Source organism: Nostoc piscinale CENA21, from assembly GCF_001298445.1.
Lineage (GTDB): Bacteria > Cyanobacteriota > Cyanobacteriia > Cyanobacteriales > Nostocaceae > Nostoc_B > Nostoc_B piscinale_A.
This window is the reverse complement of record NZ_CP012036.1, coordinates 4,188,208-4,204,091: the sequence shown is the minus strand read 5'-3', so window position 1 is coordinate 4,204,091 and position 15,884 is coordinate 4,188,208. Positions and strand designations below refer to the sequence as shown.

13 protein-coding genes and 1 pseudogene are annotated in these 15,884 nt (G+C 39.1%); 2 read left to right on the top strand and 12 right to left on the bottom strand.

Going from position 1 to position 15,884, the window contains the following annotated elements; translation table 11 throughout:
- Positions 1 to 481: ISAs1 family transposase (locus ACX27_RS18245; RefSeq protein ID WP_144427483.1), on the top strand; the 481-nt coding region annotated here is incomplete at its 5' end.
- A 127-nt stretch (positions 482 to 608) separates the two neighbouring features.
- On the opposite strand, the gene ACX27_RS35400 is transcribed toward ACX27_RS18245, so the two are convergent.
- The 6 genes and pseudogenes from ACX27_RS35400 to ACX27_RS18225 all read right to left on the bottom strand — a co-directional run bounded on the left by ACX27_RS35400 (position 609) and on the right by ACX27_RS18225 (position 8,540).
- On the bottom strand, positions 609 to 1,028 hold the full coding sequence (locus ACX27_RS35400) for a CorA family divalent cation transporter (RefSeq protein WP_335337714.1): 420 nt from the start codon (positions 1,026 to 1,028) through the stop codon (positions 609 to 611).
- Entirely contained in the window at positions 982 to 1,590 is a 609-nt protein-coding gene (locus tag ACX27_RS35395) for a CorA family divalent cation transporter (protein ID WP_335337713.1), read from the bottom strand. Before ACX27_RS35395 ends, ACX27_RS35400 begins: the two co-directional genes overlap by 47 nt.
- Before the next feature lie 440 nt (positions 1,591 to 2,030).
- Positions 2,031 to 5,028 (bottom strand): annotated as a pseudogene (locus ACX27_RS18235) (UPF0182 family protein).
- A 384-nt stretch (positions 5,029 to 5,412) separates the two neighbouring features.
- A complete protein-coding gene (locus ACX27_RS18230; protein ID WP_062294852.1) occupies positions 5,413 to 7,140 on the bottom strand; it encodes a pentapeptide repeat-containing protein in 1,728 nt (575 codons plus the stop codon).
- A 229-nt stretch (positions 7,141 to 7,369) separates the two neighbouring features.
- A complete protein-coding gene (locus ACX27_RS32485; RefSeq protein ID WP_158507400.1) occupies positions 7,370 to 7,546 on the bottom strand; it encodes a hypothetical protein in 177 nt (58 codons plus the stop codon).
- A 76-nt stretch (positions 7,547 to 7,622) separates the two neighbouring features.
- Complete coding sequence (locus tag ACX27_RS18225; protein WP_062294851.1) at positions 7,623 to 8,540, bottom strand: hypothetical protein; 918 nt, start codon at positions 8,538 to 8,540, stop codon at positions 7,623 to 7,625.
- A gap of 1,063 nt (positions 8,541 to 9,603) precedes the next feature.
- Here ACX27_RS18225 and sbcD point away from each other — a divergent pair.
- Positions 9,604 to 10,857, top strand: a complete 1,254-nt coding sequence (sbcD, locus tag ACX27_RS18220; RefSeq protein WP_062294850.1) for an exonuclease subunit SbcD — start codon at positions 9,604 to 9,606, stop codon at positions 10,855 to 10,857.
- 223 nt (positions 10,858 to 11,080) lie between these two features.
- On the opposite strand, the gene ACX27_RS18215 is transcribed toward sbcD, so the two are convergent.
- From ACX27_RS18215 to ACX27_RS18195, 6 genes are all read right to left on the bottom strand, one after another.
- Positions 11,081 to 12,016 (bottom strand): alpha/beta fold hydrolase, encoded by a 936-nt coding sequence (locus ACX27_RS18215; protein ID WP_062294849.1) that lies wholly within the window; start codon positions 12,014 to 12,016, stop codon positions 11,081 to 11,083.
- A gap of 40 nt (positions 12,017 to 12,056) precedes the next feature.
- Complete coding sequence (locus tag ACX27_RS18210) at positions 12,057 to 12,533, bottom strand: DUF4112 domain-containing protein (protein ID WP_083468769.1); 477 nt, start codon at positions 12,531 to 12,533, stop codon at positions 12,057 to 12,059.
- A gap of 106 nt (positions 12,534 to 12,639) precedes the next feature.
- Positions 12,640 to 13,602, bottom strand: coding sequence for a YihY/virulence factor BrkB family protein (locus ACX27_RS18205; protein ID WP_062294848.1), 963 nt, complete (start codon positions 13,600 to 13,602; stop codon positions 12,640 to 12,642).
- Positions 13,603 to 13,800: 198 nt separating this feature from the next.
- Complete coding sequence (locus ACX27_RS31010) at positions 13,801 to 13,950, bottom strand: PsaJ protein (RefSeq protein ID WP_083468768.1); 150 nt, start codon at positions 13,948 to 13,950, stop codon at positions 13,801 to 13,803.
- Between the two features lie 57 nt (positions 13,951 to 14,007).
- The gene (locus tag ACX27_RS18200; protein ID WP_062294847.1) at positions 14,008 to 14,487 is read right to left on the bottom strand and encodes a DUF4383 domain-containing protein; all 480 of its coding nucleotides are present in this window, start codon (positions 14,485 to 14,487) and stop codon (positions 14,008 to 14,010) included.
- A 378-nt stretch (positions 14,488 to 14,865) separates the two neighbouring features.
- On the bottom strand, positions 14,866 to 15,867 hold the full coding sequence (locus ACX27_RS18195; RefSeq protein WP_062294846.1) for an SDR family oxidoreductase: 1,002 nt from the start codon (positions 15,865 to 15,867) through the stop codon (positions 14,866 to 14,868).
- Positions 15,868 to 15,884: the final 17 nt, after the last annotated feature.

Below are 15,884 nucleotides of genomic sequence, written 5' to 3'. Positions count from 1 at the left end.
ACTGTATCACCAAATCCAACAGAATATGCAGCACTCACAGCCCACAACTATACATACTGATTTTGAACGAAGGAGTGGTCGCTTTACTCAACGTCGTGTTTGTGTATTTGAAAACTTGAACAATATTTCCCATGATTGGCTGGGTTTAAAGTCGATTATTCAAGTCGAACGAGTTGGTACTCGTGCTGGTAAAGCTTACCAAGAAACTGCTTACTACATCAGTTCTCTGTCCCTGAAAGCATCCGATTTTGCCTGTGGTATTCGTCGCCACTGGGGCGTAGAAAATCGATTACATTGGGTGAAAGATGTTGTCTTTGATGAAGACTCTGCCCAAATGGTTGATGGTTATGCTGCTGCCAACTTCTCAATTCTCCGCAGTTTTGTGATTAATCTTTTCCGCCACAATGGTTTTGATTCCCTTACCAGAGCTATCAGATTCTGCTCCCACAACATCCCATTACTTTTTTCCTTTTTAGAATGAAACAGCCCTGCCCTTAAAAAGGGGGGCTAAAAACTCTCTTTTACCCCCTTTTTAAGGGGGTCGCCGCAGGCGGGGGGATCTCCTCACATCGTGATTGCAAGTAATTAATGATTTAAGGGACTTATGTTTACAACCAACGTTGCCGTTTAGCAAAGATAATACTACAAATCACAATCAATACTATGATGCTAATTACTAGTGGGTAAGCCCAAGGTTGTTCTAACTCTGGCATGTATTTAAAGTTCATGCCATAAAAGCCAGTAATAAAGGTGATGGGTAAGAATGTCGTGGAAAGAATAGTTAAGCGATTAATGCGTTCACTGGTTTTACTGGCGATGTTATCGCGTTGAATTTCCATTAATTCTGACATCCAAGCCCGCAATGCTTGATATTCTTGCCAGAGGTTATCAATTTGATATGTTAGTTCTTGATGGAATAATTCTTTTACTGGTTGGCTAATCCATTGAATATCATCATAATTCATCATTGCCAGCAGTGACTTAAGATTTTGAAAATTTCGTCGCCCAGAACGTGTAGACTGTCTCATGGCAGCAATTTTTTTGATAAGTTGTTTCATTGCCAGCACTAGCTAAGACTTCATCTTCTAAATCATCAAGTTGCCGCGAAATATAATCGAATACAGTATGGTAATTATTTAAAATATCTTTGGAAATTAAATATAAAAGATAATCTACACTCCAGCTTTGAATTTCTATGTGTCGCTTTTGAATATTATTTAGTAATAAAGTTAAAACTTTAATTTCTGTGGTTTCAAAGGTAATAATAAAGTTGCGTCCTAAGACAATACTTCCCCGCGCCACTTGAAATTCTCGATTTTTGATTTGGTGAGTTAAAATTTCATAACCATCAAATAAGCAATCTTCCATGTCTTCATCAATTCCGGTGAGGGAATGATTAAAAATCATGTCGATGCGGGATGGATCTAGGTGAAAGTGGTTAATAATTTTAGCGGTTCCGGTGCGATCGCGAAAATGAAGACAGCGTAACCAAATATTATGCGAACCATCAATTCTTTTGAGGATGGTATTAACATCTTTACCGGAAAATATTTCTAAGTGGTTCTGGGAAAATGTCAGCAAAGTTAGCATATAGCATTCCTAATTCAGTTGTAATTACTCACAGAAGAACACTATTGCCGTTATCCGGTTTCTTGATGAAGATGTAATTTATCGGTTATTGTAAAAACGTTATATGTAATGTCTCTACAAAATTTAGAATTAGTATTAGTAGCAATAGCGTTTTGCTTCTCAGTCAGAATCACAACAACTCACAATACGGTTCGGTTAACGTTTTAGTATTTTGAGATCCCCCCAACCCCCCTTAAAAAGGGGGGCTGAAAATTATCTTTTACCCCCTTTTTAAGGGGGTCGCCGTAGGCGGGGGGGATCTTAACCGAACCGGATTGCAACAACTCATGCTTTCCATAAATATCATGAATTTGTTAATGGTGCATGGCAGATATTTAACAATTGAATGAAATTGATACCAAATTGCTGCCCAAGTTTTATAGACATTGCATGTCACAATATTACTGGCTAGGTGAAGTTCCTTCTTCAAAGGGACGCACAATAGCAGGTTCTGGTGTAACTTCTGGTTGAAAGATGGCTTGTAATGATTGTTCTAGGGTTTGCGCCATGACAATGCGATTTTCGTAAGCGACAACTACCCGCACTAATGTGGGCAAACTATTTTGAGTTGCTTCTAAATATATTGGTTCGACGTACAATAATGATTGCTCGATGGGAATGACTAATAAATTTCCTTGAATTGCTCTAGAGCCTTGACGATTCCATAAAGAAATTTGCTGAGAAATTACAGGATCTTGGTTAATGCGTGCTTCAATTTGTTCTGTACCGTAGACTAGTCGCTCTTTTGGAAAGATATATAACAATAACTTACCGTAATTATCTCCATCCGATCGCGCTGCTAACCAAGCAATTAAATTTGTCCGCTGTTTGGGAGTGTAGGGTAAGAGTAAGATAAATTCTTCAAAGGGAACAGTCGGCAAACCAGTAATTAAATAATATGCCTCGATGGGACGGGCTTGATCACCATAAATTTCGTTAGGTATTTGCCATTGGTCTTCGCGGTTGTAAAATACCTGGGGGTCTGTCATGTGATAAGTCATCAACCGTTCCGCTTGAATTTGAAAAAAGTCTACTGGATAGCGGATATGATTGCGGATGGTTGCAGGCATAGCATTCAAAGGTTTAAACATCTGGGGAAAGATGTTAGCCCATGTTTGAATGATGGGATCTTTAGCGTCGGCAATATAAAAATTAACAGTGCCGTTGTAAGCATCAATCACGACTTTAACTGAGTTACGAATATAGTTAATTCCATCGTTATTTGGGTCAGAATAAGGATAGCGATCGCTCGTTGTATAAGCATCAACAATCCAAAATAGATTATTGTTGATCCCAGGAAACCCATTACCAATGCGAGGATCAGCCGCAACTAAATAAGGGTCACTATCAAATTTTAAAAAAGGTGCGATGGCGCGAATGCGTTGGTTGATATTTCGACGAAATAATACTTTGGTATCTGGCAAAAAGTCCCGCGTAAACAGCATTTGCCAATCTTTTAAATACATGGCAAATAGCCAACGTCGCCAACTAGAACCGATAGAAACGCCACCTAAGCCATCGTAGATGTTGTAAGCGTTATCGCTGCCGCTAGGATAATCTAATTCTCTGACTCTTGTACCAGTCATTACATAAGTGTTCGTAATCTCTCCGTAATAAATCCTGGGTAAACCAATTGGGATGCTATCTCGAATTGCAGCATTAGAAGTGGTCAGGGCTTCGTTCGCATTCCCAGCAATATCTTTGACAAAATATTCTGGTAGTCCCCCAGCAGCAACTGTATTCACAGGACTCAAAGTAAATCCATAACCATGTGTATAAATTAAATGACGGTTTACCCATGTCTGCGCTTGTTGAGGTACAGCACTATAATCTAATTCCCGCGCTGCAATTAAGACTTGTCGCCGTTCTGTTAATTCTGTGGATGTTTCCGAAGTTGTTGTCTGTTGTGCATTTGCTTCTGTTTCTAAAGTATAGCGATCAATATCTGCACCCGGAAAGCGATAGTAAGGACGAATTTGTTGCAGTTGGCGGTTAGTATCTAAAAGTGGACGCTGATCCCATAAGCGAATATTGCGAATTGTTAAATCATTAGCACGCAAATCTGCTTCAGTTAAAGTTCCTTGGGGGTTAAAGGTTTTTGCATCAATAACTTCTAAATCAAAAGCTTGGCGAGTTAAAGCAATAGACCTTTTGATATAGGGTTCTTCTCTCTGTAATTCGTTTGGCTCTACGATTAAATACTGCACTACTTGGGGTAAAACCACGCCAGATGCAACCGCTACAGCTAAATAAACGCTTAACCCGTAACCTACAAATTTGCGATAAGTTGATTTTGGTCGCCAGAAAATTGTCCGCCCCAACAAGTAAAATGCGATCGCCACTGCTAAAACACACAACAGGGTGTAGCTGGTAACTGAGTATGAACATCGGTATAACTTGCGCCGTAATTTACCCCTTGTTGAGAATAAACAAGTTCATAACGACTCAGCCAATAACTCAAAGCGACGACTAGCATTAACAAGCCACCCACCCCATACAAATGACGCTGTTGTGGCGATGAAAACCCAGGGAAAATTCCTTGACTTAAACTATCAGCAGAAAGAAGATAAGTCAGACTAACAGCAAGGAACCCAAATAATAAAATAAACCCATGAACCAGAGTTCCATCAGTTCCCAAACTGGTAGATAAAAGATGTAGACACTAATATCTTGGTTAAATAATGGCTCAGAGTAATTAAAACTTGTAGGATAAAAATATTGCAGAACCTTTCCCCAGTTCTGGTGGATTATCCAACCAAATAAAATACTAAATGTACCTGCGATCGCTGTTAATAACCAGCGTGGATACATTAAAATAGCGATCGTCACACCCCCAACAAAGGCAACATATAAAACCTGAGTCGTAATTTGCCTACCCAGTTGCCAAATTGTTTCTAAGCGAAACAACGAAATCACAGGTAAACTAGTTTTGCTAACAGAAGCTTGCCAATAAGCGAGGGAAATTTGACCGTAGTGGGTCAGCATTAACCCCACCAACAAGCTGAAGATGACAACTATAGGTAGAAGCCAGCGCAATTTTATTGGTAATACACCAGTGTATGTGATTTGACTGCGGTCATATTTTGCCGACTGCGGACTAAGAAAATTTTTTAACTCTGCACTCAGTCCTGTTACTTTCGGTTCAACTGCGTCAGTTTTTAATGATGATGGATATTTTAGTTGCTGTGCTAACCATAAATTTCCCCATAGATAGACCGCACTAACAACCGTGACAAATAATACTAAACCAACTTTAGTGATAAACCTTAATAAAAATACTTGCAGATAACCAAGTTCTTGAAACCAAAAAATCTCTGCGCCTAGACGGGAAGTTACATCTAACAACAGCCACAGTCCCAGCAATATTACAAACAGTCTCAAGCACCATTTCCAAAGCATTGTGGCAGCCAAATTTGTGTTCTCAATATTTCTATAATCTCAATATATAGAAATCTCAGCATCTCTCTCACATGAAAAATGTGAACTCGCGTCTCTGTGGTTTGTCTCACGCAGAGACGCAAAGGCGCGGAGAGGGTGTAGTGGTGAGGACAAGGGAGACAAGGGAGAGAGAAGCAACTAGCCGTGACGAATGGAATTCGCGGCTATAAAAACGAAGTCCGCCTGCGCGGACTAAGGTAAGATAAATAGTCTTGTCTGTGTAGCCGGGACTTCAGTCGCTAGATACAAGAACTCTCTTAAACTCTTATAACTTTGTGTCCTTTGCGTCCTTTGCGGTTCGTTTTTTCATATTTTGCGTAAGTGCTGTACTTATTTAGGATCGCTTTACAATCCAGCAACGATTTGCTGTAATCTTTCTAAACTAGGGTTATCTTGTTTTTGCGAATAGATTTTCATCGCTTGTTCAAAGGCGAGTTTGGCTTCAGCTTTCTTTTTCAGTGCTAATAAAGAGTTGCCCTTGTTTTCATAAGCTGCGGCATAATTGGGGTTTCTTTGAATGACGCGATCGCAATCTTTAATTGCATCCTCATATCGTTTACGATTAAATCTGGCGACGCTGCGTTGATAATAAGCTTCGGTATAATTCTCATCAATTTCAATAGCGCGGTCAAAATCTTTAGTTGCGTCTTTATGCTGACTGATAGCGGCGCGAGCAATTCCCCGGTTAAGATATGCCCAAGCCCAACCACTAGAATTATCAATCGCTTTATCATAATCTTGAATGGCGCTTTGATAATCTTGCATCGCAAACCGCGCTAACCCTCGGTTATGGTATGCTTCGGCAAATTTAGAATTAATTCTAATGGCTTGAGAAGCTTCGGTAATGACTGCGGCATAATCTTTTTGAATGCGGCGAATTGTCGCGCGTCCGTTATAAGCCTCCGCATTGTTGGGGTCGAGGCGAATGGCTTGGTCAAAATCAGTTAACGCACTTTGATAATCATTTTGTTCGATGCGAGTTAAGCCACGATTGCTGTATGCTGTCGCATAACTAGGATTAATTTCAATTGCTTTATTGTAGTCAGCGATCGCAGCTTGGTAATTTTTCAACTTACTGTGAGCAGAACCGCGACTAGTATAAATTTGAGCATCTCTAGGATTTAATTCTATCGCTTTATTGAAATAGGCGATCGCGTTTTGATATCTTCTTTTACTACTGAGTGTATTTCCCCAACGGCTGTAATCTCCTGCATCAGCACGAATATTCTGAGGTAAACTATCAGCATCCAGATTCGCACCCCTTAAATCCGCATTATCCAAATTGGCACTATTGAGTTTACTGCCAATCAAATCTGCACCCTGCAAATTTGCATTGTAGAGATTAGCATTCTGCAAATCAGTATTATTCAGTTTGGCATTACTCAAATCAGCATTTTGTAAATTTGCATAACTGAGATTGGCATTTTTCAGTTCTATACCCCTCAAGTTATAACCACTCAAATTCACCCGACTTAAGTTAACGCCATTCAGCGACACGCCACGGAAATTAAAATTCCGCAAATCTGCATTACTTAAATCAACACCATTCAAATTCACACCTTGGAGGTTGACATTATCAAATCGCACACCCCGCAAGTTAGCATCTTTTAAATTTGCCCCATTTAAATTAGCACCACTTAAATCTGCATTAGTCAAATCAGCACGAGTTAAATTAGCATTACGCAAATCAGCACCACTCAAGTTAGTGCTACTCAAATCTGCATCACTCAAGTTTGCCTTTTCCAAATTAGCCCGAAAAATATTAGCACGAGATAGTTTCGCCTTACTTAAATTAGTATTACGCAAATTAGCACCACTCAAATCTGCATTACTTAAATCCGCACCATTCAAGTCTGACTCAGATAAATCAGCACGCAGCAAATTTTTCCAGCTAAAATTTGCCCCGCTTAAATCGCATTTTGCACAGTTGCTTGTGTCTATTAGCTGTTTGATATGTTCCGGCTTACTAGCATAAACCGGAATTGTCATTAACAGTGGAGTTAAAAATGTCAGAGTTATTATAAACTGCTTTAGATTTTCTGCTTTAGTATTGCCAGTGTATTTTCTTAGCATCCGTCACTCATCCTCAAGCTTCTTTTAACTTTTACAAGCTCAAAACCTAGTATTACGGATCAACCTAAAGCTATCTTTGTTCCTTAGCAAATAGTTTATACTTAGCCGGAGCATTGAGGCGATGATATGCTCCCACAAAAATTATTGACCTATAAAGCCACTGAACTGGACGGGTTTCCCGCCTACCTCAGTGGCTTTAAGCATTTTCAATCTAATTCTTATTAAACTGTTACACCAAAGCTACTGAACCTGTGTAGTTCTTTGATAATTCCCAAAGAATTATCACCTGACTGATGAGTGTGTCATTTCCCATTTGGGTGAAAGTGGCATTTAACCCACTCACATCTAAACGATCCTTCTTATCAAAACCATAGATTGTAGCAAAACCACTGCTTCCCAAAATCACCGTTTTATTACCGCTTCCCAGATAAACAGTATCATTACCACCTCCTTGAACAGTGGCTTCAGAAAAGTATATTTCTTCAAGGTCTTGGATAGGGGCGGGAGCAAAAAAAAGTGTCTCCGCGAAGATTCACCACATCACGACCACTGCCTGTAAAAATTGTGTCGTCGCCCATACCGGATATGATTAAATCATCTCCAGAACCAGTATTAATAAAACTTTTAGTCCCAATTGTAATTACAGTGTCGCTACCACTTCCTGTGAGAATATCCACAAAATCAGAATTAGGCACTCCATCAAAAAGTTCAATATTTGCAGAGGTAGCTAAAACGAAATCTTTCCCTGAGCCTGTTGTAATACTTGTTTCCCCAGCTACGACTACTTTAATCAGGTTGTCGCCATTTCCTGCATTAATAGTTTGTTTGTAAGGTTCTCCTTCGTAAAACAAGGTGCTAAATAACCCACCAACAGCGTGGGTAATAAAATCATTTCCTGAACCTGTAGATACGGAGAAGTTACCTGCTCCTAAATAAATTGAGTTATTACCGTTACCAAGATTAATTTGAGAATTAGCAATTCCTGGCACATCAATAATATTATTACCGTTACCAGCCGATATTTTGATATTACCACAAATACCAGTACCATCAACAATATTGTTACCTTGACCGAGATCAACAATATAATTACCTAGTCCTAAAACAACAAAATCATCGCCAAATCCAGTGTCAATAGTTGTAGTACCTCTTATTGATGCTTCAGTTATTCCTCCATAACCAACATAAAAAATTGCGGGGCCAACGTAAGGAGGATAATCAGCAATAAACAGGAACTTAAGATTTTCCATAATCACATCATTCCCGCTACCAGTCTTGATGACGTTATTCGTACCTAAAACATCTAACCAAGTATTTTTTTGATTGCTCTGAAAAGTTTGGTCACTTCCTATCAATGATTCAACAGTGTAATTAATTCCCCGAAAAAATCTTGTTGTCATAATATTATTAGCCTTGCTCAAACTGATGATTTATCCAAAAATTACATAAGCAAAAAACTAGCAGTTAAACGCAGTTCAGCTTATGTTAATGTTTGGGCAATCTTCTTCTAGCACGCCAATGAAGTAAATATTCATTATCCTGACAGCATAAAAATTTATTCCAACAATAAAAATTGGAATTCAGCTATGCTTATAGACAACAAAATCTCAAATTTCTCATTTGATAAAAGTAGAGAAACTTGCCTTCATTTCGCTTAGAAGTGATTAAACAGATTTATTTCCTATTCTCAGTAGACTCAGTACAAATCCGGAATAGTATCTAGCCAATATAGTTAAAAAAATTAAACCTGAGACAGCAAGTATCTTTAGCCAAAATCACACTCTGACAACAAAAAGGCTCAAACTTATATATAGCAAGACTTTTCATGCTAATTTTATACTTTTTTGTAAAAAGAGCAGGAGACAGGTAATAGGTGACAGGTGACAGGGTGAAAAGCTTTATGTTGTCTAAGTTTTATAATTTATCGATGTCCTAACCAACTTGGCTATTACAAAATATAAAAACTCTGTGCAGTACTGCACAGAGTTTTGTAAAGTTTATTTGCAAAAATTCTCAGCATTCAACCTAGAACATATTCATAATTGTGATAATACTCACACTAGTTAACATAATCAAAGCGCCCATAACTACGGATACACCTAGCTGATTGGGTTTAGAACTGTTCATTTTTTTATTTCCTTAATGAAATGATTATGCTTTGTTTAAGAATAACAATCTCCGTATAAATATCTACGGAAGCAATGCAAAACTTAAATTACCGTAAATTATCTTAGTAAACACTGCTGTATATGCTTACAAACCAATCGGAAAAATCGCAGAAATTACCCAAGCCGATTTTTGTGGTTGTAAAATTACTGTTGACAGGTGACAGGAAAACAATGTGATGTAATTAATTCCGATTTTTGACTATTGACTCTAGAAGTCATATTGGATTTTTCCCAAAAATCAGTAAGCTTCTAACCATATTTTTTGCTATTCCCTAGTCCCTACTCCCTTTTAATTATGATTAAAATCCTCCACCTTTCAGATATCCACATGGGAAGCGGTTTTTCCCACGGTCGAATTAACCCGGCGACTGGGTTAAACACGCGGTTGGAGGATTTTGTGCAGACTTTATCCCTGTGCATTGATCGCGCCCTGACAGATCCTGTAGATTTGGTAATATTTGGTGGTGATGCGTTTCCTGATGCAACACCGCCGCCGTATGTACAAGAAGCTTTTGCGGGTCAATTTCGTCGTTTGGTAGATGCTAATATCCCGACAGTGTTGTTGGTGGGAAATCATGACCAACATTCCCAAGGGTTAGGAGGCGCAAGCTTAAATATTTATCGAACTTTGGGTGTACCGGGATTTGTGGTAGGTGACACGTTGAAAACTCATCACATCGAAACTCGTAACGGTAAAGTCCAAGTCATTACTCTCCCTTGGTTGACTCGTTCGACATTAATGACGCGCCAAGAAACGGAAGGTTTATCGTTGTCCGAAGTCAACGAGTTATTAACCCAAAGGTTACAAGTTGTGATTGAAGGGGAAATTCGTCGCCTTGACCCAGATGTGCCGACTGTATTATTAGCGCACTTGATGGCGGATAATGCTAGTTTGGGCGCTGAACGTTTGTTAGCTGTGGGTAAAGGTTTTACTTTACCGTTGTCTTTGTTGACGCGTCCTTGTTTTGATTATGTGGCGTTGGGACACGTCCACAAACACCAGAATTTAAATAAACATAACAACCCACCAGTCATTTATCCGGGAAGTATTGAACGGGTAGATTTTAGTGAAGAAAAAGAAGACAAAGGCTATGTGATGATTGAACTGGAACGGGGAAATACGACTTGGGAATTTTGTCCCTTACCAGTTCGCAGTTTCCGCACCATTGAAGTGGATATTTCCAAAGCCGAAGATCCCCAGGCGGCAATTTTGAAAGCGATCGCCAAATATGATATTCAAGATGCAGTAGTGCGATTAATTTACAAACTCCGTTCCGAACAGTTAGATGTTATCGAAAATGCTGCCTTACACACAGCCTTAAAATCGGCCCACACCTACACCATTCAACCAGAATTACTCAGTCAGTTAGCTCGTCCCCGCGTTCCTGAATTAAGTGCAAGTAACAGCATCGACCCGATGGAAGCCTTGAAAACTTACTTAAATAATCGTGAAGACCTCAAGGATATTGCCGTAACTATGATAGAAGCGGCGGAAAAATTATTATCCGATGATGTGGAAATTTGGTTAGAAGCTGCTACATCTGATTAAGTAGGTGGGTATGAATATTTATCGTTAGGGCAAGGCAGGAGGCAGGAGGGACGAGCAAGAATAATTAACCGCAGATGCACGCAGCGAAAAGTTGCGTGGGCGGCTCTGCCAACTTGAGCAAACTTTTCAAGACAGATGCACGCAGATAAATTTGTACATCAGCAGACGAGGAACGCTAGGTTAAGCATTTAATTTGCATTGTTTATTTATAGAATCGGTATAACTAAACAAAATTTGTTTCCTGCAAAAATTTCAAAATTTCTGTATTAATCACTTTGGCTGAACCTGTAGAAGCATCATGATAACAATCAGTCAAGATTTGAAATTTAGAATTAGCAATAAATTGATGAAGCTTTTCACCGTGACTTGCAGGAAACCAACTATCTTTATCACCCCATAAAATTAGTGTGGGACACTCAATATGAGATAACTTACTTTGAATTCTTGTGAGCATATTAGGTTTATTGCTTTGCAAGTTTTCAATTTCTCGCGCCGCTAGTTGTAAATCTTCGGCAACTTTTACCAATGTACCGGGAATTTCTGTAAAAGGATAAGTAATCCAATACACATCTTCCTGAGACAAAATTGATGGGTCAAATAGCACTCTCCGGCGCTCAATTGCCATAATTTCTCTGACGAGTGGTGCAGCCAAATAAGCTAACCGCAAAGAGTCTATTGCTTGCAAAACTTCGATGGGTGTATGAGCTAAAATCGACATTGCCCAATGCGGCAAACGGTCAGCAAAAATTGGCACATTCACTACTATTAACCGCGCAATTAATTCAGGTTTTTCCTGTGCTAGTGCTAAAGCAACTAAGCCACCTAAAGATTCGGCAACTACAACCGCAGGCTCATCACATAATTCTTGAATAATCCGCTCTAATTCAATTACTTGATGACCGTCATGTTCTCGGCGCAGACAAGGTTTTTCGGAAAATCCAAAGCCTTTAGCATCAAAACAAATAACCCGAAAATATTTTGATAATGCTTCAACACTATAACGCCAGTTATAGCTCCAGCTACCCATACCGTGCATTAAAATTAAAGGTTTACCCGTACCTTTTTCTCCATAGGCAATCTGCACAGGATATCCTTGAGCATCAGTAATAATGAGGTTTTGCCGACCTTGAGGGAAAGTTTCTTGCCACCAATCTTTCATGCTTTTAAACTAACCACCAGTGAATACTCGCCACAGAGTGCTAATTAATAATATTGGGATTGTGATTAAAACAATGCCTAGCAATAATAAGCCAACTAAAACAACTAATACAAACCCAGTATCGGCTTTTTTTTGTATTGCCAGGAATTTTTAAGTGTTCTTCTAACAGCTTGAGATTATATTCATTTGATTTCCAAGCAAAATCAAATAAGTCTCCGGCTACAGGTAAACTGCCTACCAAGCTATCAATGATGATATTCAAAATCATTCTACCCAAAGTAGCTTTAGGCGCACCTAATCTGGCAGCTTCTAAAATGATGTAGCTGGAAAATATCAATCCCAAAACATCACCGCCAACAGGTAACAGTCCTAATAATGGATCTAAACCTACACTAACTTCCGTACCAGGAATAGTGATGGCTTTGTCCATTACGCGACTCAACTGGCGCAGTCGCCTCAAGGAAGGTGCTTTAGCGTCAGGATCAATATGAGAAAACCGTGGAGAAGAATCAGGCATTCAAGCGATCGCTTCTTTGAAGTTGGAACCGTTCAATATTCTACTGCTACTTGGTAATTTGACAAGGTTTTGTTCTAATACTTAATTTAGAGTGCTGAGTATACAGTTAGAGATTATTTTTCTGCTCCTCTGCTTCTTTGCTCCCCTGCTCCTCTGCTTTCCTGCTCTTCTGCTCCTCTGCTTCCTGACTTTTTATCTTTTGATAGCGCATATCTTCGCCGACAATCACGTTTAGTTGATTTCCAATGAGTAGCACAGCTGCGCTCATCCACAGCCACAACATTAAAACAATCACAGTCCCGACTGCACCATAAACTTTATTGTAATTACCAAAATTAGTGACATAAAGCCGGAATAGTGACGATAGTATTGCCCAAAAAATCGCTGCTAAACTTGCCCCTGGCATAATTGGTGTACCAAAATTCCAGACACTAGGGCCATAGCGATACACAAAACTAAAGGCGGTAGCAACAATACTTAAACTGACAGGCCAGCGTAATAACTGCCAAAGGTGCTGTAAGAATAGTAAAGAACTATGCTCATAGACGGCTATTTTTAATAGTAGGTCACTAACAAAGACTAAAAACGAAGCCAACATCAACAGTACTATTGTACCAATTGTTAATCCCAATGAAATCAGTTTCGATTGCCAGAAAGGACGGCTTTGTTGTGGCGGAGTTTGATGGATTTGATCAAATGCTGTCATGGCTGTACTGATAGCACCAGAAGCAGTCCAAAGAGCGATCGCAAAGCTGAGAGAAAACAAACTACTATTTTTAGAGTGGGCAATTTCCCGGCTGGCAAAGTCCCGAATCAAAATCATCGCTTCTTCTGGCGCAACTTGACTCAATAAAGCCGCCATCTGTTTAAAAGTATCTTGTAATGATTCTGCCAACAAACCAATCGCTGTCAGTACAGCCAGAATAGCCGGAAACAGCGATAACATAGCATTGAAAGCAATTTCAGCAGCAAGTCCTAGTAGTCGTCGTTCGATTGTCCGAGCAAAGGTTTTTTTGAGAATGCGCCAATTCAGATGGCGAAAAAAACGGACAAAACGCGGCTTTGGCATAACTACGTATTAAGTCTTCACAAGCACAATGCCACAATAACTTATCTGGTGTCATCGGTAAATCTAGATGCTTTCGCTTGCAAAAGTCAGAAGTCAGAAACCAAACTTGATGATTGAAAAAATCTAAGTGGGGACGAACTGCTGTTCGCCCCCACCTTTGGGGAATTGGTGATGCTGATTTTATGTATAGAAAATCACTTATGGCATCGGATGGAAAAGCAAGTCAGGGAAGAAGTAATTAATAATTGCCCAGGTAGAAAAAGCAATTGATATCGCAAATACAGCCAGAACTGGGATTAAAGAAAGATATTGAAGGAAATATTGTTGTTGTTTGCTAGATTTCTGCATATAAAGCTCCTACAAATTTGCAAACTACAGTTCTTGATTGTGATACTTTGGGCAATATTAAACATTTTGAGAAACGTTCACACCTGCTACCTTAGATGGAATGATTAGACCGTAATAACCTGCTGCGATCGCTGATAAGAAATTAATCCAAACATTATTACCAAAAAGTGGCATAAATCCGAAAAATGTCTTGGCAAATGGTAATAATCCCATGATTGCTAATGCCACGTAAGCTACTGCAAAAGTGGCATTAAATAATCGCGCACTTTTAGCACTGTTATAAGAAGCAATGCCTAATAACCCAACAGCACATCGCACTAAATCATGCAAAAAATTGGTAGGAAATAAACCAAATATATAACCAAATCCCGCAGCATAAGCATTAGGAGATTCATCTAAAGGAATGAAAGATTCATGGGTTCCAGGTAAAGATACCAAAGCTGGTGTAAACCCTGCCAAACCTAATAATAAATAGAGAATACCAATGGTTAAAGCACAGTAACGTTCTACCATTTTTGCGGTTTGAATATTTTCCATGTTTTGTATTACTCCTGTGATGGTGCAAATTTTGAGAAAATTAATACCAATTCTCAATAAAAATCATACACAACGTTAAATCTTGTAGATTTCAAGGTGTTGTGAAATCAAGCCAATAATTGGTATTTTGGCTAACTAAAATCTTGTGATTTCAATTTATATATCTGCTCAGATTGCTTTGCTTAAGACGATTAGTTAGCAAGACATAACACTTTCTATTCAACTGATAATTTCAAACTTTAAATCCATCAAAAGGTAGGCTTAATAAGTCAAATCAATTTTTTTATTTATTGTTAAAATACGACTTAGGCGGAAGTTTGCATCCTCGACTTATTACATAAGTCGAGGGTATTTTTTACGAATAATTGAACAATGCAATTACTCAATTTGTTTGAATGCTTGTGCTGCAAGTAAAGCTAATAAAGCGCCTGTTCCTAATTGAAAAAGCGGTAATTTACCCAAAGCATCAGTAATACTAGGTATGACTAAGTTTTGATAATCACCATCAACTCTATCATCGGGAACAGGTTGATAAAAATTGTTGGTTGCGTCTTCAGATTTTAATTCGCCACTACTACGTTGAAGATTAAAACCTAACAGCAATAATAACGAATCTACTAATGAAGGCGAGATTTTCTGAGCCAAATCGAGCAATTTAGCTATATCTCCAACTAACAAATCACGAATTGGATGTTCAGCAGCATAAACTATGGCATCGGCAACAATTTTAGGGTCATAGTAAGGTGGTATTCCTGATGGTTTCACGCCTAATTTAGTTAAACCATTACTCCAAAATGGAGTGTTAATGACGGCTGGCTTAATACTTGTGACATTGATAGGCCATTTCTCATGAATCAATTCAATTCGCATCGCTTCGAGAAAGCCTTCAATGCCGTGTTTAGCACAAGAGTAAGCACTTTGATAAGGAAGCGATCGCCTACCTTCCATTGAAGATACATGAATTAGTGCGCCCCGTCCTTCGTTCTTGAGATGCGGTAACGCGGCCATTGCACCATAAACTTGACCCATCAAACTCACATCTATAACGTGCTTAAACTCTTCTGGGGTAGTTTTGTCAAACGTGGCAAACATCCCAATCGCCGCAGCATGAACCCAAGTATCAAGTCTTCCGTATAACTCGACAGTTTTATCAGCGATCGCTTTTACTTGGTCGAATTCTTGCACGTCAGCAACAATATAATTCGCCTCACCACCAAAGCCGCGAATTTCTTCCACCAGTGACTTTAACTTTAATTCACCACGCGCGGAAACCACGACCTTGCCTCCACGTTGAGCAAATTCCAAGGCTGCTTTACGTCCAATACCGCTGGAAGCACCAACGACTGCAACGACTTGCTGATTTATGGGCTTTAACTGCATAGATATTACTAGATAAA